Annotated in this window: 18 protein-coding genes; 13 read left to right on the forward strand and 5 right to left on the reverse strand. The window is 45.2% G+C overall.

What is annotated here, in order from left to right:
• Nucleotides 1–119 precede the first annotated feature (119 nt).
• A complete protein-coding gene (gene allB, locus RZ44_RS02980; protein ID WP_035808322.1) occupies nt 120–1487 on the forward strand; it encodes an allantoinase AllB in 1368 nt (455 codons plus the stop codon).
• Nucleotides 1488–1632: 145 nt separating this feature from the next.
• Here allB and RZ44_RS02985 read toward each other — a convergent pair whose 3' ends face one another.
• On the reverse strand, nt 1633–2469 hold the full coding sequence (locus tag RZ44_RS02985) for an alpha/beta hydrolase (protein ID WP_035808324.1): 837 nt from the start codon (nt 2467–2469) through the stop codon (nt 1633–1635).
• Between the two features lie 171 nt (nt 2470–2640).
• Here RZ44_RS02985 and allC point away from each other — a divergent pair, with 171 nt between their 5' ends.
• The 8 genes from allC to arcC are packed head-to-tail and all read left to right on the forward strand — an operon-like array spanning nt 2641 to nt 11566.
• Entirely contained in the window at nt 2641–3864 is a 1224-nt protein-coding gene (allC, locus tag RZ44_RS02990; protein ID WP_035808327.1) for an allantoate deiminase, read from the forward strand.
• A gap of 46 nt (nt 3865–3910) precedes the next feature.
• A complete protein-coding gene (allE, locus tag RZ44_RS02995; RefSeq protein ID WP_035808330.1) occupies nt 3911–4702 on the forward strand; it encodes a (S)-ureidoglycine aminohydrolase in 792 nt (263 codons plus the stop codon).
• A gap of 24 nt (nt 4703–4726) precedes the next feature.
• On the forward strand, nt 4727–5755 hold the full coding sequence (gene allD / locus RZ44_RS03000) for an ureidoglycolate dehydrogenase (protein ID WP_035808332.1): 1029 nt from the start codon (nt 4727–4729) through the stop codon (nt 5753–5755).
• Between the two features lie 17 nt (nt 5756–5772).
• On the forward strand, nt 5773–6822 hold the full coding sequence (allD, locus tag RZ44_RS03005; protein ID WP_035808334.1) for an ureidoglycolate dehydrogenase: 1050 nt from the start codon (nt 5773–5775) through the stop codon (nt 6820–6822).
• Between the two features lie 19 nt (nt 6823–6841).
• On the forward strand, nt 6842–8593 hold the full coding sequence (gene fdrA, locus RZ44_RS03010) for an acyl-CoA synthetase FdrA (RefSeq protein ID WP_035808336.1): 1752 nt from the start codon (nt 6842–6844) through the stop codon (nt 8591–8593).
• The gene (locus RZ44_RS03015) at nt 8593–9858 is read left to right on the forward strand and encodes a YlbE family protein (protein ID WP_035808338.1); all 1266 of its coding nucleotides are present in this window, start codon (nt 8593–8595) and stop codon (nt 9856–9858) included. Before fdrA ends, RZ44_RS03015 begins: the two co-directional genes overlap by 1 nt.
• A complete protein-coding gene (locus tag RZ44_RS03020; protein ID WP_035808340.1) occupies nt 9859–10623 on the forward strand; it encodes an oxamate carbamoyltransferase subunit AllH family protein in 765 nt (254 codons plus the stop codon). It begins immediately after the preceding gene.
• A gap of 4 nt (nt 10624–10627) precedes the next feature.
• Nucleotides 10628–11566, forward strand: coding sequence for a carbamate kinase (arcC, locus tag RZ44_RS03025; RefSeq protein ID WP_035808342.1), 939 nt, complete (start codon nt 10628–10630; stop codon nt 11564–11566).
• Between the two features lie 102 nt (nt 11567–11668).
• Here arcC and RZ44_RS03030 read toward each other — a convergent pair whose 3' ends face one another.
• Nucleotides 11669–12739, reverse strand: coding sequence for a YkvI family membrane protein (locus tag RZ44_RS03030; RefSeq protein ID WP_035808346.1), 1071 nt, complete (start codon nt 12737–12739; stop codon nt 11669–11671).
• Between the two features lie 265 nt (nt 12740–13004).
• On the opposite strand from RZ44_RS03030, the gene RZ44_RS03035 reads away from it, so the two are divergent.
• On the forward strand, nt 13005–13955 hold the full coding sequence (locus RZ44_RS03035) for a nuclease-related domain-containing protein (RefSeq protein ID WP_171816106.1): 951 nt from the start codon (nt 13005–13007) through the stop codon (nt 13953–13955).
• 624 nt (nt 13956–14579) lie between these two features.
• On the opposite strand, the gene RZ44_RS03040 is transcribed toward RZ44_RS03035, so the two are convergent.
• Nucleotides 14580–15656, reverse strand: coding sequence for a YkvI family membrane protein (locus RZ44_RS03040; RefSeq protein ID WP_035808352.1), 1077 nt, complete (start codon nt 15654–15656; stop codon nt 14580–14582).
• A 109-nt stretch (nt 15657–15765) separates the two neighbouring features.
• Nucleotides 15766–16869: a YkvI family membrane protein gene (locus RZ44_RS03045; protein WP_035808354.1), complete on the reverse strand. Its 1104-nt coding sequence runs from the start codon at nt 16867–16869 to the stop codon at nt 15766–15768.
• 172 nt (nt 16870–17041) lie between these two features.
• Here RZ44_RS03045 and RZ44_RS03050 point away from each other — a divergent pair, with 172 nt between their 5' ends.
• Entirely contained in the window at nt 17042–18499 is a 1458-nt protein-coding gene (locus RZ44_RS03050) for a protein adenylyltransferase SelO (protein ID WP_035808356.1), read from the forward strand.
• Between the two features lie 39 nt (nt 18500–18538).
• Here RZ44_RS03050 and RZ44_RS03055 read toward each other — a convergent pair whose 3' ends face one another.
• On the reverse strand, nt 18539–19423 hold the full coding sequence (locus RZ44_RS03055; protein ID WP_035808357.1) for a ketopantoate reductase C-terminal domain-containing protein: 885 nt from the start codon (nt 19421–19423) through the stop codon (nt 18539–18541).
• A 73-nt stretch (nt 19424–19496) separates the two neighbouring features.
• On the opposite strand from RZ44_RS03055, the gene panB reads away from it, so the two are divergent.
• Complete coding sequence (panB, locus tag RZ44_RS03060; RefSeq protein ID WP_035808359.1) at nt 19497–20297, forward strand: 3-methyl-2-oxobutanoate hydroxymethyltransferase; 801 nt, start codon at nt 19497–19499, stop codon at nt 20295–20297.
• Entirely contained in the window at nt 20298–21137 is an 840-nt protein-coding gene (gene panC, locus RZ44_RS03065; RefSeq protein WP_035808361.1) for a pantoate--beta-alanine ligase, read from the forward strand.

The following is a 21137-nucleotide window of genomic DNA, read 5'->3' on the forward strand; positions in this document are numbered from 1 at the left end:
AATTAAAACGTAAATATATTAATCTGGCTGCCGGTTTCACTGCTTAAGTTATGGGTAAAGTATACAGACAGCCGTGTGAAGATTTTGCGTTTTACAGAAATGGTCAGGAGGAATTATAAATGGCTTTTGATTTAGTTGTAAAAAACGGCCTGGTAATTTTACCGGGTGGAGAAAAGAATGTCGATATCGGTGTAACTGACGGTAAAATCGCAGCAATCGGTACGGATATCGATGCAGGCGACGCCCGCGTTGTTGATGCAGCAGGCTTAATAGTATCACCTGGTATGATTGACGCTCACGTACACATCAGTGAACCGGGCGGCAGCATTCGCGATCACTGGGAAGGGTATGATACAGGTACACGCGCTTCAGCTAAAGGCGGCGTGACTTCATTTATCGAAATGCCTTTAAACCAAATCCCTGCAACAGTTGATGCAGAATCTATTCAGAAGAAATTCGACGCAGGTGAAGACAAACTTTCAGTAGACGTCTACAGCTACGGCGGATTAGTACCGTTTAACCTTAACGGCGGAATCCAGGAGCTGGATGATAACGGTGTTGTTGCGTATAAAGCATTCGTAGCAACTGCCGGAGACCGAACAATTGAAGGCGACTTCATGAACGTTGACGATTATTCTCTATATGAAGGAATGCGTCAGATTGCGAAGACAGGCAAACTTTTATCAATCCACGCGGAAAATGGACCGATTACAGATAAACTTGGTCAGCTTGCACAGGAACGCGGTGAAACATCACTTGCAGCTTACGTGGACTCGCGTCCTGTATTTACTGAAGTCGAACCGATTCAGAAAATTATTTTATTTGCACGCGAAACAGGATGCCGTGTGCACATCGTACACGTGGCATGTGAAGAAGGTATAGACCTGATTCACCAGGCTGCAAGTGAAGGCGTGGACATCACTTGTGAAACTTGTACGCACTACCTGTACTTCTATAAAGAAGAACTGGATGATATCGGACCGGTTGTGAAATGCTCACCGCCAATCCGTGAAAAATCACGCCTTGAAGGAATGTGGGACCGCGTATTCGACGGTAAAGTAATGTTCGTAACGAGCGACCACTCACCATGTACACCGGATCTTAAAGATACGGACAACGCGTTTGAAGCATGGGGCGGAATTTCAGGAATCCAGAACAACGTGGATATGCTGTTTGATGAAGCAGTTCAAAAACGCGGTATGTCACTTGTACAGTTCTCTGACATTATCGCAACAAACGTTGCAGAACGCTTTGCACTTGAAGGAAAAGGACGCATCGAAGTTGGATACGATGCTGACTTTGTGCTGATTAAAGGCGATTCTCCGTACACAGTTGAAAAAGAAGAACTTGAATACCGCAACAAGATCAGTCCGTATATCGGACGTGAAATCGGCGCTCAGGTTGCCGGTACAATTTTACGCGGTGAAGAAATATATTCACTTGAAAACGGCGTAAGCGACGTTAAAATCGGTAAATTTTATAAATAATTAAGAGGGGCACCGCGCAATTTTTATTGTGCGGTGTTTTTTTAGAAAGGGCTGGTTTACGATGTGCACTCACATTGTAATGCGTCGAACCACAACTTCAAAAAAATACCGGCCCGACATGGACCGGTGTTATAACCAATTCAATTTAAGTCTGTTGTTCAGCGTGTTTACTCATAAACTCGACTGCACGTTCATATAATGAGATATTCTCAGCGGTAACTTCCTGATCGAAGTTATGCACGGCGGTATCGACTTCGACGAATTCCGCAACCGGTGCAGATTTTGTGACCTTTCTGCTGAAGAATACCGGAACATCCGGATCGCCCTTGGCGTGCACGGCGAAGACCGGCGGCAGCCCGCCCATGTCTTCTTTCGTCAGGCGGTATTTATCATTATTGGCCTCTAGATCAATACCGATCATCTTCTGCCAGTTACCGGCTTTTCTATAGTAGAGATAGAGCAGATATCTCGGATCCGGTGATTCGCTCACGGTCACGTAATCGCGGATGTTCCGGCCTGCGAGTTCTTCCGTCAGCATTACGTCCAGATGTTTCTGGTCGTGGGGCAGGTAGTTAAAGTCGCTGTGGGTAAAGTTGAAATAGCCGTAGAAGTCAATGACGCCGGCGATATCGAAGTCGCGTGCAGCGATCAGGCTTAAATATCCGCCGGCAGATCTTCCCATTATATAGACAGGGCCGTGTTTCAAAGCAGCTGCAAAGTGATATATGTGTTGTAAGTCGGTAAAGATATCATCGATATCAGATTCCGGCGCTAATCTGTAATCTGCAGCCAGCACGTTAAATTTATGTCTGAGTACGTCTATATATTCTGAAGGGAGGTCTGTTCTTTCTCCGAATACGAGACCGCCGCCGTGTAAATAAATAAGAGTGCCGAGCACATCCGATTCATTTTGTGCGGTGTTTTCATACAGATCACCGTAGAGAGTATAAGCATCTGTTTCTTTTATCGTTACTGTAGTCATAATGGTTTAACCTCCTTTATTTACTTGTACTATTATACAGACTAATGAATTTTTGTGTATTTGTCTAAAGTGAATAATTTAAAAAATGATGATTGTTAGAACTGTCAATGTCATCATAATTTATAAAATCTATAATTATAAGTGAAATAAGATGAGTGGAGTGGATAATCAATGGATATTCGTGAAACCTTTGAAAAACTGGATAAACAGTTTACAAGTTACGGCGGACTGGAACCCCGCGGTATAACACGATTATTATATTCTGAAGAATGGCGCCAGGCAGTCAGTGCACTGCAGGACATCTTCAAAGAGAACGGCCTGGAAGTTTCAAGCGACGCTGTCGGCAACGTTTCAGGACGTTTAGTCGGCAGTGAATTCCCTGATGAAACTATCATGAGCGGTTCACACATCGATACTGTTGCTGAAGGCGGACACCTGGATGGTCAGTTCGGAATTTTAGCAGCATTAGTCGCAACACTTTACTTGAAAGAAAAATACGGTCAGCCGAAACGCAGCATTGAAGTGCTGTCGATTGCCGAAGAGGAAGGTTCACGTTTCCCGTACACATTCTGGGGCGTTAAGAACTTCTTCAATCTTCAGAACAACGACGATGTTAAAGACATTGCAGACGGCGACGGCATTAAATTCGTCGATGCAATGAGAGAGTCGGGCTTTGACTTTAAAACAGACGATAAAGTGAGAGACGACATCAAAGCATTCGTAGAAGTACACATCGAGCAGGGCCAGATTCTTGAAAAAGAAGAAAAACAGATTGGTGTTGTGACAGGCATTGTCGGTCAGAAACGCTATACAATCAACCTAAAAGGTGAAGCGAACCACGCGGGTACTACTCCGATGGGCTACCGTAAAGATGCGGTTGTCGCATTTACTGAAATTGTCCAGACACTCGTTCAAAAAGCCCGTGAAATCGGCGATCCGTTAGTAATCACTTTCGGAAGTGTCAAACCGGTTCCGGGTGTAGTTAACGTAGTGCCGGGCGAAGTTGAATTCTCAATCGATACGCGTCACATCGATGAAGCGGAACTGAACGCATTCGCAAAAACTGTCGAGGGAACGATAAATGAAGTCTCGGACAAGTACGGTATCACAGCTGACATTAACTTATGGATGGAACAGTCACCTGCATTAATGGATGAATCAATCGTTAAGATGATTGAGGAATCTGCTGAAAAAGTTGCAGGCGGTTCATACAAAGTAATGCCTTCAGGTGCCGGGCACGATGCGCAGATTTTCTCAGGCTACATGCCGACAGGAATGATTTTCGTGCCGTCAATCGGCGGTATTTCTCACAACATCGAGGAAGCAACAGATGTTGAAGACCTTGTTAAAGGTATTGAAGTATTGGCTGAAACACTTTACAAATTAGCGTACTAAACAAAACTTAAAAATATTTGGATATTATGAAAGGGAGATTTTAATAATGGGTTACTTAAATCATCAGCAGGGATACAGAGAAGGATTATTGGAAACACGTTCAATCGTTAAAAATGGTGCATTCGCAGTACTGACTCCGGACGGCTTAGTAAATAACGTCGTACCGGGATTCGACGACTGTGACATGTCAATCTTAGGTTCACCACGCATGGGTGCACGTTTTGTTGACTACCTTGTAACAGTTAAAAACCAGGGTGGAAACACTCAGGGGTTCGGCGGAAACGGTGTTCAGACTTTCATGTACGTAGTATACGGAAACGTTACTGCAACAGTTGACGGACAGTCTTACGAACTGGCAGAAGGCGGATACGTTTACGTGCCACCACACCTTGAACTGACTTTCGTAAACAACAACAACGGTGAAGACAGCCGCTTATTCCTTTACAAAAAACGCTATCAGGAAGCAGAAGGCGTTGGGAAACCTGAAATCGTTACAGGCAATGTCAACGACATTCAGCAAAAAGCTTACGAAGGAATGGATGAAGTGCTTGTACAGGATCTTCTTCCTGCAGACATCGCATACGACATGAACTTCCACATTCTTTCATTCAAACCGGGTGCTTCACACGGTTATATCGAAACACACGTACAGGAGCACGGTGCTTACGTATTAAGCGGACGCGGAATGTACAACCTTGACAACAACTGGATGCCGGTTGACAAAGGAGACTACATCTTCATGGGTGCATACGCACTGCAGGCAACTTACGCTGTCGGTCTGGATGAGTCATTCTCTTACATTTACTCTAAAGATGCGAACAGAGACATCGAAATTTAATTAAACATTTCAGGAGGCAAAGACATGTCAGAAAATCTGGTAATTTCCAATTCAGAAGAACTCCGCGGTTTATTTAAAGAGAAACTGATGCTTAACGGTATGCCTGAGGCGTTTGCGGATCGTGCCGCAGACGTTCTCGTCTGGGCAGACGAACGCGGTATTCACTCACACGGTTCAGTACGTATGCAGTATTACTCTGAACGCTGTGCAAAAGGCGGATTCAACAACGAGCCTGAACTGAAATTCGAGAAAACAGGACCGTCAACAGGTGTCTATCACGGTGATAACGCAGTCGGACACTACGTTGCTTACGAAGCAATGGAAGAAGCAATTAAAATGGCGAAAGAATCGGGCATCGGTGCAGTGGGTGTAAGTGAAATGAGCCATTCCGGCGCTATCGGCTACTTCGTTCAGAAAGCAGCTGAAGAAGGCATGGTTGCTTTATCAATGTGTCAGTCGGACCCGATGGTAGTACCATTCGGCGGCTCGGAACCGTATTTCGGTACGAACCCGATTGCATTCGCAGCACCGCGTAAAAACGATACACCAATCGTTTTCGATATGGCGACAACAGTGCAGGCATGGGGTAAAATCCTCGACGCACGCTCGAAAAATAAAGATATTCCGGACACGTGGGCAGTCGACAAAGACGGTAACCCGACAACTGATCCATACGCAGTAAACGCACTGCTTCCGGTTGCAGGACCGAAAGGTTACGGCTTAATGATGATGGTTGATATTCTGTCAGGCAGTCTCTTAGGCCTGCCGCACGGAAAACACGTATCAAGCATGTACAAAGATTTAAGCGAATACCGCCGTTTAGGCCAGTTCCACCTCGTAATCAATCCTGACTTCTTCAGCTCAAGAGATGCTATGGAAGAGAAGATGGATACGATGGTTGATGAACTTCACGGAAACAAACCGGCAACAGGATTCGACCAGGTATACTACCCGGGTGAATTAATGGAAGCTCAAAAAGCTGAATACGAAAAATCAGGCATTCCGATTCCAGAAGATATCATGGAGTATTTAAAGTCAGATACACCATATTAAAAGGTGAGGTTTTGTAAATGCGTGTAACTAAAGATGAACTATTTGAGTTAATGAAAAATAAGCTTCATAAAGCAGGATTAAATGAAGATGCAGCGGCGGACATCAGTGACGTACTGACGTTTGCCGACCACCGGGGCATTCATTCCCACGGTGCTGTGCGCGTCGAGTATTACGCGGAACGTATAGCAAAAGGCGGCATCACAAACGATCCGGAATACAAGTTTGAAAAGACAGGGCCCTCTACAGCTGTTCTTGACGGCGACAACGGTCCCGGACACCAGGTTGCCAAACAGGGCATGGACAAAGCGATTGAAATTGCACGCGAAAACGGTGTGGCCGTTGTCGGTATGACCAACATTTCCCACTCCGGTGCGCTCGGCTACTTCGTAGAACAGGCAGCTGAACAGGACATGGTTGCAATTTCAGTCTGCCAGTCCGATCCGATGGTCGTGCCGTTCGGCGGTACTGATCCGTACTTCGGAACAAACCCGATTGCGTTCAGTGCACCGACGAATGACGAGCGTATAATTACGTTCGACATGGCGACGACAGTGCAGGCGTGGGGCAAAGTCCTCGATGCCCGTTCAAAAGGCAACGATATCCCCGACACATGGGCAGTAAACGACAAAGGTGAACCGACGACAAACTCGCGCGATGTTCACGCACTCGTTCCTGTTGCAGGACCGAAAGGTTACGGCCTGATGATGATGGTGGATATTCTGTCGGGGAGTCTCTTAGGCCTGCCGCACGGTGTACACGTATCAAGCATGTATAAAGATTTAACAGCAGGCAGACAGCTCGGCCAGCTTCATGTCGTTATTAACCCGGCGCATTTCACAGATATTGACAGATTCAAGCGCCAGCTTTCAACGATGCTCGATGAACTGAAAGAGCAGGCACCGGCACCAGGATTTACAGAAGTCAATTATCCGGGAGAGCGCGGCAGAATGCGTGCGGAGAAATACGACGAAGAAGGCATCGAAATTGTCGATGAAATTTATGATTACCTCGTGAGTGACGACATTCATTTTGACCGTTACCACGGCAAGAACAGATTTGCAGAATAAATATTAATGGAGGTACATGATGTTATATACAATTATTAAAGAAAACACATACCAGGATTCCATCGTTTTAATGCTTCTGAGCCAGAAACTAAGTGCTATGGACGGCGTTAACAAAGCTTCAGTTATGATGGGTACACCTGCGAACAAAGACATTTTTAAAGGTGCAGGACTGGGTACTGATGAACTTGAAACAGCAAGTGCAAACGATATCGTTATCGTTGTAGACACTGACGACGAATCAAAAGTTGATGAAGTAAACGAAGCAGTTGATACGGAACTTGCAGGCGGAGGCGGTGCTGATGAATCAGCTAAGAGCTCTGAAGCGCACAACTGGACACGCGCACTTGAACTTGCAAACAAACCGAACCTTGCAATGATCTCAATCCCGGGTACGTACGCTGCAATGGAAGCTGAAAATGCTTTACGCAACGGTCTTCACGTATTCATGTTCAGTGACAACGTTCCCAAAGAAGACGAAGTTCGTCTGAAAGAACTTGCACACGAAAAAGGATTATTAGTGATGGGTCCTGACTGCGGTACAGGTATTATCCACAGCGTTCCTTTAGCATTTACAAACACTGTTGCACAGGGCGACATCGGTGTTGTTGGTGCTTCCGGTACAGGTATTCAGGAAGTCACTACAATTATCGACCGTCTTGGTAAAGGTGTAACAAACGCGATCGGTACAGGCGGACGCGACTTATCTACAGAAGTCGGCGCAGTAACGATGCTCGACAGCATTAAAGCACTTAACCAGGATCCAAAAGTTAAAGTTATCACTGTTCTTTCTAAGCCGCCGGCTAAAGAAGTACAGGAAAAAGTTGAAAACCTTCTCCGCAGTATCGACAAACCGGTTGTTGCTCTGTTCTTAGGTGCGAAGCCTGAGTACCAGGAAGAAGGCATTTATCACGCTTATACTCTTGAAGAAACTGCAGTTGCTTCAGTACAGCTTTCAAACGGTGAAGAAGTTAAATTCACGCCGTCAACTCTTGAAGGTATTAAAGCGGACTTCGAAGAGAACCAGAAAGGCATTAAAGGTTACTATTCGGGCGGTACGCTTGCAAGTGAAGCAGCAATGCTGATCAAACACTCTACTGACGAAGAACAAGTGGAAGATGATGCATTCACATACAAATCGGCTTCACACGAAGTGATCGACCTTGGAGACGACATGTATACTCAAGGTAAGCCTCACCCGATGATCGACCCTGAAAAACGTATCGAAAAGCTTGAAACTTCAGCTGACGATGAAGATACAGCAGTAATTATGCTGGACAACGTTATCGGTTACGGTTCACACGCTGACATGGCTTCTGAACTTGCTCCGACAATTAAACGCATTACTGACAAAGCAGCTTCTGAAGAACGTGCATTAGTAGTTCTTGCAACTGTTGTCGGTACTGATAAAGATGCACAGGGCTACGACAAGCAGCGTCAGATTCTTGAAGATGCAGGTGCGGTAATCTGTGACACGAACGATCAGATGGTACGTACAGCAATCGAATTAATCGGCGGCACAGCAGTTCAGCCTGAAGCTGAAATGAAATCATTTGACAAAGGCAACGAAGATCTGTCAGTTGATGACAAGATGATGAGCCTGATTTCAAACAACCCGAGCGTAATTAACATCGGTCTTAAGAGCTTTACAGAAGCAGTTGAAAACAGCGGAGCGGAAGTTGTACAGTTCAACTGGCGTCCGGTTGCAGGCGGCGATGAGAAGCTTATGAAAGTACTTCAATTCTTAAACAATTACGAAGGAGAGAATGTATAATGGCTTACCAAACTATAGATGAAGCAAACAAAGCAGTCGTACAAAAAATGATCGGTTCAGCACCTTTCCTTACAGATGTTGTACCTGCACACACAGTAATCCCGGAACTGACTGAGCATGTATTACTGCATGCCGGTCCTCCGATTAAATATGAAAACATGACAGACCCGATGCAGGGTTCATGTGTCGGCGCTATTCTTTTCGAAGGATGGGCTGAAGACGAGCAGGGTGCACGTGAATTACTTGAAAACGGTAAAATCACATTCATCCCATGTCACCATGTTAACGCAGTAGGACCAATGGGCGGAATCACTTCAATGAACATGCCGCTTGTCGTTGTAGTTAACAAAGAACACGGTAACGAAGCTTACTGTACGCTGAACGAAGGTATCGGTGCGGTGCTACGTTTCGGTTCATACAACGAGCAGGTGCTTACACGTCTTCACTGGATGAAAGATGTACTTGGACCAGTATTATCGAAAGCTCTTAAGACGATGGACGAAGGCTTAAACGTTAACGTTCTTGTTGCGAAAGCAATCGCTATGGGTGACGAGTTCCACCAGAGAAACATTGCTGCATCACTTGCATTCCTTAAGGAAGTTGCTCCGGCAATTACAAGCCTTGAAGATGTTTCACTGGAAGACCGTGAAGCAGTTATGCAGTTCCTTGCAGATACTGACCAGTTCTTCTTAAACGTAGCAATGGCTACAGCTAAAGCAATGACGGATGCTGCACGTACGATCGAACACGGAACAATCGTTACAGCAATGTGCCGTAACGGTGAAAACTTCGGTATCCGTATCGCAGGTATGGGTGACGAGTGGTTCACAGCACCTGTAAACACTCCGCAGGGTCTGTACTTCACAGGCTACTCTGCAGAAGATGCAAACACGGACATCGGTGACTCTGCAATTACTGAAACGATCGGTGTCGGCGGTATGGCGATGATCGCTGCACCAGCTGTAACACGTTTCGTAGGTTCAGGCGGATTCAACGATGCGCTTGAAACGAGCAACAACATGGCTGAAATTACAGAACAGGAAAACCCTAACTTCATTATCCCGACTTGGGACTTCAAAGGTGCACCAACAGGAATCGATGCACGTAAAGTTGTTGAATCAGGAATTCTGCCTGTAATTAACACAGGTATTGCACACAAAGTTGCAGGCTTCGGTCAGATTGGTGCAGGTACGGTTAACCCGCCAATCGAATGTTTCGAAAAAGCAATTACAGCATATGCTGCAAAACTTGGTTTTGAGGCGTAAATGATATATGAGTCAAGTGCGATCGGTGAGATCGCACTTTCCTTGTTAAAAACAAGTAAGGCAATGCGTGTGCACAGTATTTTCAACAATGGATTTAATATTGTAAATGATAAAAATGATTTGATTTTTATCGGCACCGACAAGAACGGTTATTTTCCGTTCGGCATTACAATCAATAAATATACAATGTATTATATTAGAGAATCACTGCAGGTCGGTGACATGCTGAAGACTGATGCATCCGGTGTCAATCATAAAGATTTTATGCTGATTACGAAGAACTCAGAAGTTTATTTATACAGTAAAGTAAATAAAAATACGACAGATGCAATAAAAAGTGTTGTCAGCGGCTATGATTTTTGCGATTATAATAGTAGTGATTTCAGCGAAGAGAAACTGAACCGTATTATTGCGGACCTCGGTGACCCGGAAGCTGACTTTCCACTCGCGTATTTAGTCGGCAGGGGTCAGGGACTGACACCGTCGGGCGACGATATTATTACAGGCATACTGTATATCGACCGCCTTGAGCCTTTTATCGCACAAAAACATCTGGATCAGCTGTCCTCGTATATTCGCGAAAGTGTTACGACCATCGTCAGTGAGAGTTTTATTAAACTGGCACTGCAGGGTATTTTTTCAAGACGCATTACGGACATCGGTGATTCACCGGGGAAAGACACCGTGGATGCGCTCCTTGAACTGGGTTCAAGCTCGGGCAGAGATACGCTGTACGGCATTTATATGACATTAAATAGGAGATGAAACAATGGGTAAAAAAGTAGTATTAGCTTTAGGCGGTAACGCAATTTTACAGCCGAAACAGGAAGCGACATTCGAAAACCAGAACCAGAACGTAATCAACGCAGCTAACCGCATGGTTGAAATTTCAGAAGCAGGTCACAAAATCGTTGTTACTCACGGTAACGGACCTCAGGTTGGTAACATCATTGCTCAAAACGAAGCAGCTAAAGACAGCATTCCGGCAATGCCTCTTTTCGTTAACAACGCTGAATCTCAAGGTATGATCGGCTACATGATGGAGTCAGCTCTGAAAAACAGACTGAACGAAGGCGGAGACAAAACTAACGTTGTAACGCTTCTGACTATGGTTGAAGTCGACAAAGACGACAAAGCGTTCGAAAACCCGACGAAACCTGTTGGTGTATTCTTTACTGAAGAAGAAGCTAAACAGATGACAGAGGAAAAAGGTTTCCAAATGGCTGAAGATGCAGGCCGCGGATTCAGACGCGTTGTTCCTTCTCCGGAACCAAAAGTTATCCACGGTGTGGACGAAATTAAATCACTGATCGACACATCAATCGTCGTATCATCAGGCGGCGGCGGTATTCCGATTTACCGCGACGAAAAAGGCTTTATCCACGGTGTAGAAGCTGTAATCGATAAAGACCGTTCAGGACTTAAATTAGCAGAACAGACTGAAGCAGATGTATTCATGATGCTTACAGACGTTCCTAACGTATATATTAACTTCGGTAAGGAAAACGAGCAGAAGCTTGAAGAAATTACTGTAGAAGAAGCAGAGAAACACGTTGCTGACGGACAATTCCCGGCAGGTTCAATGCTTCCTAAAATTGAAGCGGCAATCGCATTCGCTAAACGTGAAGGCAAAGAGGGTATCATCTGTTCATTAGATGAGGCTGTACTGGCACTTGAAGGTAAAGCGGGTACGAGAATTAAACTTTAATTTTACTATTGCAGAGACTTTTAAGTCTCTGTTTTTTTATACGATAAAAGAACCCCCGATAGAGCGGATGATGTCCGCAGTATCGGGGATTTTTGTTTTTAATTATAAGAGCTTTTTATCGGTATTTTTATTCATTACCCATCTGACGAGAAGTGCAATACCAATCAGTACGCCGACATAGCCGAAAATAGGATAGAAAAAGTTCACGAGATCTACGAAGCCGACGAATGTTAAAGTGTAGCCGATGACGAGTGAGGCAACGAGCAGCATTTTATATTTCATTGAGTACGGCTTTGTAAAACGCGCGAGGAATGCATACATCAGTCCGACTACAGTATTGTAGATCAGAAGAATGATAATGATTGAAAACAGCGTGCCGAATACAGGGTGAATCGCGTTCGCGAGAACCAGTGTCGGCAATGCAACATGATTCGCTTCATCAAGTACAGCGAGCATTCCTGTATTTAAAAACAGCAGCATAACCAGGAATATTATTGCACCGTAAACCGCACCGCGTCGTGCGATAAACTGCTTATCAGCATCAGCGCCCATAATAGACAGGAAGCTGAATGCCACACCGATAACGACACCTGAATATGTAATTGCATCAAACCACCACAAACCAGTCGGCGTGCGGTTGATATCGACAATTTCGTTAACCTGGTTAATGGCAACTTCCGGATTGAAGATGTTTACGAGTGAAATAATCAGTACTGAAATAATTAAAAATGGTGTGACTGCACCCAGCACAGAAACAATCTTATCGAAATCCAGCAGCAGCGTGAAAAACGCTAAAATTAATAATACGATAGAACCAATCCACGGCTGAATTCCGAAACTTTCTTCAAAAGCTGAACCGCTCCCTGCAATCATTATTACTGCGATTCCATACATGAAAAATGCGAAAATATAATCGATCAATGTCCCTGCAGCTTTTCCGAACAGCTTGTGCAGCGGTACTTCATGGGAAACCACATCGTATCGAAATCCGAGCTTGGCAGTCTGCCTGCTCATAAATAATACACAGATTGCTGCTACTGCAACACCTGCAAAACTCCAAAGTCCAAAACTGGAAAAGAACTGTAATACTTCCTGTCCTGTTGAGAACCCTGCGCCCACGACAACTCCTGTGTAGGCAAAAGCAAATTTAATTGCATCTTTTTGTGCTTGCACAAAAATCTCCTCCTAAATAAATAACACAAGTTAACATAATAACATAGTTAACTGATGAAAATAACCGCGAATATGTAAAATGTCACATATACTTTTGAGGTAATTTATGTAATTTTATTTCTAAATCGTATTAATACAGTTTTACGATTTTTGTATGATGTGGAGGAGTTGCCGTTTTTACTGCTTATTTTGATGTATAAATGAAGGGAATAAATCATTTACAGGAAGGAGCATGAGGATGTTCTTAAACACGAGAAGTAAACCGATGGACTTACAATTTTACGAAACACTGGAGAAGCGCTGCGAACTGTCAAAAGTTGAAAGCGGGCGGCTGCACACATACCGGAATGGATTCACAGGTGAGTGTTTATACGATCAGCTGTTTGACGAAGCGGGTCATGAAGACGTTTTAATATACCGTGATCTTTATCTTCAGACAGAACGTTCAGTCACTCAGTACGATGCGCTGATTATTAACGATGACGGAATCGTCGTGAATGAAATTAAAAACTACACCGGTGAATATAGAATAGAAGGCGGGGAATGGTTCCGAAACGACAGGCAGATATCTGAAAATCCGGCCGCACAGCTCAGTCGTGCGACAGGCAAACTGATTAGAATACGAAACTCAGTTAACGCAGGTTTTAACATAAGCGGCCGGCTGATATTTGTGAGCGACGACTTTTATCTGCAGACCGATGACGATTCCATATGGCGGAAACTTGTGGTGCGTATGGATTTGAAACGGTACATGAGAAGTTTCCGCGGCGGACATGTCGGAAATAAAGCGCAGTATATCGCGCGGCTGATCAGTGAACGGATAGTTGAGAACCCGTATTTTGAAGCTGATGTTGATGCCGAGCGCTTGCAGAAAGGATTTTACTGCGGCGCCTGCGGCAGTTTTAGCCTGCAGAAGTCGCGATTTCATCTGGTGTGCAGTTCGTGCGGCAGTAAAGAAAGTAACGAGACGCATCTTTTACGTGCGCTGGCGGATTACCAGTGTCTGTTTTACGGAAAGCCGATGCCGAGCCGGTCATTTATGGAGTTTATAGGTTATAGATTGAGCCGAAGAATTGTGCAAAGAGTGTTATTGGAGCATTGTGACGTTGATAAAAAGGGCAATCAGACGACTTACTCTTTGAAGTATCGTAATTTTGAAGAAAAAACGGTTAAATTACAGAGGAGTTATAAATATAAGGACTATTTGACAAAATAAACAGGTGCTGGTGTACTTCGCGGCGTTAACGAGGTGCACCGGCGTATTTTGGTGTACTTCGCGGCATTGACGAGGTGCACCGACGGGTTTTGGTGTACTTCGCGGCATTAACGAGGTGCACCGGCGGTCTCTGGTGTACTTCGCGGCATTAACGAGGTGCACCGTCGTGTTTTGGTGTACTTCGCGGCATTAACGAGGTGCACCGGCGTGTTTTGGTGTACTTCGCGGCATTAACGAGGTGCACCGTCGTGTTTTGGTGTACTTCGCGGCGTTAACGAGGTGCACCGTCGGGTTTTGGTGTACTTCGCGGCATTAACGAGGTGCACCGGCGGGCTTTGGTGTACTTCGCGGCATTGACGAGGTGCACCGTCGTGTTTTGGTGTACTTCGCGGGATTGACGAGGTGCACCGTCGTGTTTTGGTGTACTTCGCGGCATTGACGAGGTGCACCGTCGTGTTTTGGTGTACTTCGCGGCATTGACGAGGTGCACCGGCGGTCTCTGGTGTACTTCGCGGCATTAACGAGGTGCACCGGCGGTCTTTGGTGTACTTCGCGGCGTTAACGAGGTGCACCGGTCTCGACAAAACCCCCGTCCTCACTAAGCGAGGACGGGGGTATCAACGTCTACAGCAGTTTTTTCTTCGTATTCTTATTCACTATCCAGCGGATTAACAAAGCAACAGATATCGCAAGTCCGATGTAACCGAGTATCGGATAGACGATGTTGACGAGCTCTACGAAGCCGACGTTCGAGACGAGATAGGCTACGATCAGTGCGCCGACGAGCATGATTTTGTATTTTCCTGAAAATGGTTCTGTAAAACGTGTCAGGAACGGATACATCAGTCCGACGACTGAGTTGAATATGAGCAGAATAATGATAATCGAATAGATTGCGCCGAGCCACGGTGCGATGTTACTCGCCATTTCCATTGCCGGCAGTGGCACATTGTTCGCAGACGGCATAATCGACAGAACCCCGATATTGATAAGTACCATCATGACCATCATAATCAGCCCGCCGTATATAGCACCGCGTCTTGCGATGGCATGGCGTGCCGCTTCCGATCCCATAATCGATAAAAAGCTGAATCCCGTTGCGAGTGCAAGTCCTGCATAAGTAATTGCATCGAACCACCAGAATGACGATGGTGTGCGTGACGGATCAACGACGCTGTTGACTTCCGAATAAGGTGTTTCCGGATTTAATATGTTGTAGCCTGCAATAATAATTACCGCAACGACTAACAGCGGTGTAATTCCGCCGATAATGTTGACGATTTTATTAAAGTCGAGCAGCAGTGTACAGAATGAAATAAAGATCATTATCAGTACACCGATCTGCGGATGTATTCCGAAGGCCTGGTTAAATGTAGCACCGCTTCCTGCGATCATCACGACTGCGATTCCGTATAGGAAAAAGATTAAAACGTAGTCGATGACACGTCCGAGTTTTTCACCGAATAAGGCGCGGAGCGGTGTTTCGTGTGAGTCTGCATTTAATCGGAAGCCGAGTTTTGCAGCCTGTCTTCCGAAGAACATCAGTATAAGCGCTGCGAGAATAATACCTGCAATACTGATCATACCGTGACTTGCGAAAAACTGCAGCACTTCCTGGCCGGTTGAAAATCCGGCACCGATAAGGATGCCGGCATACGCAAATCCTATGCGCCATGAGGCGCGGTTTTTACCTTGTGACATAAATTCATCTCCTGTTAGTGGTTTACATAACTTATATATAAACTAATCTCAAAAAGATAAACATCTCACAAACCACAAAAATACCCCGCATTATGAATGCGGGGGGAGATTATTCATCGCTGCTGTCAGACAGTCTTTCAGCAAGTCTGCGGGTTTTCAATTTAAGGAATACCCAGCGGATAGTCAGCATCAGTCCGATGATTAACCCGACGTACCCGAATAATGGATAGATGATGTTAACGAGTTCAACGAAGCCGACATAAGTACCGAAATAACCGACTACGAGCGCTGTTACAAGCAGGATTTTATATTTTTTCGACCCGGGCTTTGTAAAACGTGCCAGGAACGGGAATAGAAATCCGACGATTGAGTTATAGATTAATAATATAATAATTACCGAATAAGCTGTACCGAACCATGGTGCTATATTCGATGCCATTTGCATTGTCGGCAGTGCGACATCGTATGCTGCCGGCAGAATCGAAAATACACCAAATGTGATGAGCAGCATCAGGAACATAATGAGCAGTCCGCCGTAAACTGCGCCGCGGCGTACGATTGACTGACGTGCTGATTCTGAACCCATAATCGACAGGAAACTGAATGCTGTTGCCAGCGTGAATCCCGAGTATGTTACTGCATCAAACCACCAGCTGCCTGTCGGTGTGCGCGATGGATCATTATACTGATTCACCTCAGACAATGGTATCATCGGATTTAATATGTTGTATCCTGCAATGAGGAACAGTGCGATTACGAGCAGCGGAGTAATTACTCCGATTACGGATACGATTTTATCGAAATCCATTAATAATGTAATAAATGCAAGGATTATCAGGATGATTGCTCCTGCCTGAGGGTGAAGTCCGAAGCCTTCATTAAATGTTGCGCCGCTTCCTGCAATCATGACGATTGCCAGTCCGTAAAGGAAGAATGCGAGGATTATATCAATAATCAAACCGATTTTTTTCCCGAACAGTGTGTTCAGCGGGAGTACATGGGACTCAGCGTGTGTGGAATATCCGAGTTTTGCCGCCTGACGGCCGATGAACATGATAATCAGGCCTGTTAAAATTACGCCTGCAATACTGATTAAACCGTGACTTGCGAAAAACTGCAGTACTTCCTGGCCGGTCGCAAACCCCGCACCGACGACGATGCCGGTATATGCAAACGCATATTTCCAGGAGGCACGTTTGTTACCTTTTGTCATATTTCCAACTCCTATTTCTGTCTGTTAAAAAGTATACCCTCTTTTCAGAAAACTTAACAAACATTTTTTACTCAGCAGAACGGTATTTTCTGTTAGGCAAGTTTTTCCCGGTATAGTATACTCAGATACTGTAGATTAGATTGCGGATTTGTTTCTGAAAGGAGAATATTTAATGTATAAAGGCTTTAATTTTACACATGATTATAAATCGCTGCCGCGTACATTCTGGTCCCCGTATGAACCGGAAGAATCGGAAGCTCCGAGAGTCGTTCTGTTTAACAGTCATCTGGCAAGACTGCTGAATCTTGATGAGCGTGAACTTGAGCAGGACGCTGAATTTTTCAGCGGCAATAAACTGCCGGAATCAGCTGAACCGGTTGCACAGGCATATATGGGCCATCAGTTCGGCGTGTTAAATATGCTGGGTGACGGACGAAATGTCCTCTTAGGTGAGCATAACACAGATGGAGAAAAATATGACGTTGTCCTGAAAGGTTCCGGTGCGACGAAGTATTCCCGGCAGGGTGACGGACGGGCACCGATTGATTCTATGCTCCGCGAGTACATTATCAGCGAATACATGGCGAACATCGGTATTGCAACGACGCGTGCCCTGGCTGTCGTCGATACAGGCGAACAGCTGACCCGTCAAAAAGTAACACCGAGCGGAATTTTGACACGCATTGCGGACTCTCATATCCGTGTCGGTACGTTTGAATATGCTGCACGTCAGTCGACAGAAGACTTAAAGGCGCTCGCTGACTTTGCGATTGAACGTCATTATCCGTATCTCGCGCCGCTTTCAGAAGATAAAAAGTATCTGCTATTTTACGACCACGTTGTCCGTAAACAGGCGGAGCTGATTGCACAGTGGCAAAGTGTCGGTTTTATTCACGGTGTGATGAATACCGATAATATTTCCATTTCCGGCGAGACGATTGATTACGGTCCGTGTGCATTTATGGATGTATATAACCCGGATACGTACTTCAGTTCAATTGATACAAACGGCCGCTACCGGTATAAAAATCAGCCGCCGATCGGCCAGTGGGATTTAGGCAAACTCGGCGAGTCGCTGTGTGCGCTGTTTGACAGCTCGCAGGATGAAGCGGTGAAGCTCGCACAGGCAACGCTTGATAAATATCCGCAGTACTATAACCGGAAATATATTTCATTGATGGGGGACAAGCTGGGCATACTGGACCTCGACTACGAAGAACAGTACGATGTAGAGCTCGTCGACGAGCTGCTCGGTTTTATGTTTGAATATAAAGCGGACTATACGCGGACGTTCAGAGATCTTTATCTTACAAATTACGATAAACTGCCGATGTTCAACGACAGTGATTTTATAAACTGGTTTGAGAAGTACCAGGCGAGAAAGAAAGCGCAGTCTGCGAAAAAGGACGAGGTTAATATTGCGATGAATGCAGCGAATCCAAGTTTCATTCCGCGTAATCACCTCGTGCAGAAATGTCTGAATCTCGCGGTGGAAGGTCATTACGGGGAGTTAAAACAGCTGCTGAAGGCTGTGTCGAAGCCGTTCAATGACAAGCTTGGCGGGAAGTATATTAACGCACCAAGTGAAGATGATGTCGATCCGGACTTTAAAACATATTGCGGAACATAATATTAATGGGATAACCGGCCGGTTATCCCATTTTTTATACTATTTTTTTTCGTATGCCTGAAGCAGAGTGACTACCGTGTCGAGTACAGGAGTTTTGATACTGTGATCCTGTTTCATATCAAAAATAAACTGCTGAATATATTTAAACTCGGTCGCCCGGTTCGCCATAACATCGTAGTACATGCTCGTTCCCATACTGCGGGGATAGCTGAAATACATATCCATCGCGTAATCTGTAAATCCGTGCTCGATAACAATGCCGTCTGTGTTGTACTGATTAACGACTTCTATTGATTCATCGAGCAGCTGCCGCGTCAGCTTTACCATACGTTCATCTTCAAAAATTTTTGAAGTGTTTTTGCTTAGTGCCGTAACGGAGTTAATACCGACGTTAATCAGCAGCTTTTCATAGCGCATCTTATTGAAATTACTGCTTTTCAGCAGTTCGAAATTAACTGATGGATTATTGTCAATCAGTGCAATCAGTTCATCAGTATACTTATATTTCTGTTCCGGCAGAATAATTTTCTGATTGACGAAGTGCTCGATATAGTCGTCATTCTGCTGGCCGCTTATATAAACAACGCCCGGAATGCCGCTGTTAAAGACATCGTCGTACCCCATGCCGTTCAGGGCATAGATAATCTCCGTATCCGCATGAGTCAAATCGCGGATTTTACCCTGCAGAACAGACAGAGCAGGTGTCTTCGTCGCAATAAAGATAATGTCGAACGGACCGGTAACAGTATTCACATCGTGAACTTTTATTTCATGATGTGTTTTAACCCCCTGTTCCAGTATTGTAAAGCCATCGCGCGTACTTCTCGCCATTAACGTCAGCTGTACTGTATTTTCCGGCAGACGGGAGAATTCCCGTGCAATAATGCTGCCGACTGCACCCGCGCCTATAATACCAATTTTCATAATTTCACTCCGTTATTTTTTCTGATTTCTGTGGTAAAATTAAGTATATCTAATTTCAGAAAGTAGGGAAACTATGAAGTCGACAGCAGATTTAATCAGCATGAAAAACAATGACAGAATAGTGATGGTAACAGCATATGATTATCCCTCTGCAAAACTCGCAGAACAGGCGGAGACAGATATCATTTTAGTGGGAGATTCACTGGGAATGGTAGTGCTCGGATACGAATCACCGGTGCAGGTCACGCTGGATGATATGATTCACCATGCAAAAGCAGCAAGACGCGGAGCGGGTAATACGTTTATCGTTGTCGATATGCCTTTTGGGTCTCATCATACGGATGTTAACGAAGGCATTAAAAACGGTATCAGACTGTATCAGAACAGCGATGCCAATATGGTTAAAATGGAAGGTGCCGACTCTTTTGATGTCATTAAAGGACTCGTTAAAGCGGGCGTGCCTGTGTGCGGTCATTTAGGTTTAACACCGCAGCACTTTGGAATAACAGGATTCAAAATGCAGGCGGGTGACACAGAACAGGCAGAAAAACTGATAGAAGATGCGAAGGCGCTTGAAGCGGCGGGTGCATCGATGATGGTGCTTGAGGCGATTCCGATGGACCTTGCGAAGAAGGTTACCGAATCAGTCAGCATTCCGACGATCGGTATCGGTGCGGGTGTTCATACAGACGGCCAGGTGCTTGTTTACCACGACCTGCTTCAGTACGGCAGCGACCGTCTGCCTAAATTTGTTAAACCTTACGCCGATTTAAATTCAGTGGCACGTGAAGGGCTGACGAATTACCGCAACGAAGTGAAGAGCAGATTGTTCCCTTCCGAGGAAACGACATACAGGAAACGGGTGTACGAGTAAATGGAACATACTTCAGAAATTCGGGAAGTCAGAGCACTTCTTGATAAAAAACGCGATAAAACAATTGCACTCGTACCGACGATGGGCTTTCTCCATGAAGGTCACGCAGCACTGATTGAAGAAGCAAAACAGCATGCTGATATCGTCGCGGTCAGCATATTCGTCAACCCGCTGCAGTTTGGCCCGGACGAGGACTACGACAGCTACCCTAGAGATCTTGAGCGCGATTTAAATATTTGCGAACGCCACGGTGTGGATATTGTTTTCCATCCGACGGCCGGTGAAATGTATCCTGATGAGATGGAGTTTACAATCGGTATTAAATCAATGGCGGGTATACTGGACGGCGTTAAGCGTCCGGGACACTTCGAAGGTGTTGTTACAGTGGTCGGCAAGCTGTTTAACATCATCCGGCCGGACATTGCAGTATTCGGTCAGAAAGACCGTCAGCAGCTGATGATTATCGAGCGCTACGTCGAAAACTTCAATGTGCCAGTTAAAATTGTCGGCGTACCGACTAAGCGCGAAGAGAGCGGTCTTGCGAAAAGTTCACGTAATGTGTATTTAAGTGAGACGGAGTTTGAAGAAGCAGCTGAAATTCATGCAGCGTTGACGAATGCAGCCGAACAGATTCAAAGCGGTACCGTCAGTGCGGATAAAGTGAAGTCGTTTATCAGGCTTCATATTGAACAGCGGACAGGCGGTAAGGTGGATGATCTTGCGATTCATGCGGCGCACGACCTTAAGACCGTTGATAATATCGACCGGGATGTTATCATATTTATTGCAGTGCAATTTGAAAAGGCACGGTTAATCGATAACTTATACGTCAGCATCTAA

Origin of the sequence: Jeotgalicoccus saudimassiliensis (assembly GCF_000756715.1) — a bacterium.
Classification (GTDB): domain Bacteria; phylum Bacillota; class Bacilli; order Staphylococcales; family Salinicoccaceae; genus Jeotgalicoccus; species Jeotgalicoccus saudimassiliensis.

Coding starts and splice junctions, on each gene's coding strand:
- allB (WP_035808322.1), top strand. CDS start 120: ATGGCTTTTGATTTAGTTGTAAAAAACGGCCTGGTAATTTTACCGGGT.
- RZ44_RS02985 (WP_035808324.1), bottom strand. CDS start 2,469: ATGACTACAGTAACGATAAAAGAAACAGATGCTTATACTCTCTACGGT.
- allC (WP_035808327.1), top strand. CDS start 2,641: ATGGATATTCGTGAAACCTTTGAAAAACTGGATAAACAGTTTACAAGT.
- allE (WP_035808330.1), top strand. CDS start 3,911: ATGGGTTACTTAAATCATCAGCAGGGATACAGAGAAGGATTATTGGAA.
- allD (WP_035808332.1), top strand. CDS start 4,727: ATGTCAGAAAATCTGGTAATTTCCAATTCAGAAGAACTCCGCGGTTTA.
- allD (WP_035808334.1), top strand. CDS start 5,773: ATGCGTGTAACTAAAGATGAACTATTTGAGTTAATGAAAAATAAGCTT.
- fdrA (WP_035808336.1), top strand. CDS start 6,842: ATGTTATATACAATTATTAAAGAAAACACATACCAGGATTCCATCGTT.
- RZ44_RS03015 (WP_035808338.1), top strand. CDS start 8,593: ATGGCTTACCAAACTATAGATGAAGCAAACAAAGCAGTCGTACAAAAA.
- RZ44_RS03020 (WP_035808340.1), top strand. CDS start 9,859: ATGATATATGAGTCAAGTGCGATCGGTGAGATCGCACTTTCCTTGTTA.
- arcC (WP_035808342.1), top strand. CDS start 10,628: ATGGGTAAAAAAGTAGTATTAGCTTTAGGCGGTAACGCAATTTTACAG.
- RZ44_RS03035 (WP_171816106.1), top strand. CDS start 13,005: ATGGACTTACAATTTTACGAAACACTGGAGAAGCGCTGCGAACTGTCA.
- RZ44_RS03040 (WP_035808352.1), bottom strand. CDS start 15,656: ATGTCACAAGGTAAAAACCGCGCCTCATGGCGCATAGGATTTGCGTAT.
- RZ44_RS03045 (WP_035808354.1), bottom strand. CDS start 16,869: ATGACAAAAGGTAACAAACGTGCCTCCTGGAAATATGCGTTTGCATAT.
- RZ44_RS03050 (WP_035808356.1), top strand. CDS start 17,042: ATGTATAAAGGCTTTAATTTTACACATGATTATAAATCGCTGCCGCGT.
- RZ44_RS03055 (WP_035808357.1), bottom strand. CDS start 19,423: ATGAAAATTGGTATTATAGGCGCGGGTGCAGTCGGCAGCATTATTGCA.
- panB (WP_035808359.1), top strand. CDS start 19,497: ATGAAGTCGACAGCAGATTTAATCAGCATGAAAAACAATGACAGAATA.
- panC (WP_035808361.1), top strand. CDS start 20,298: ATGGAACATACTTCAGAAATTCGGGAAGTCAGAGCACTTCTTGATAAA.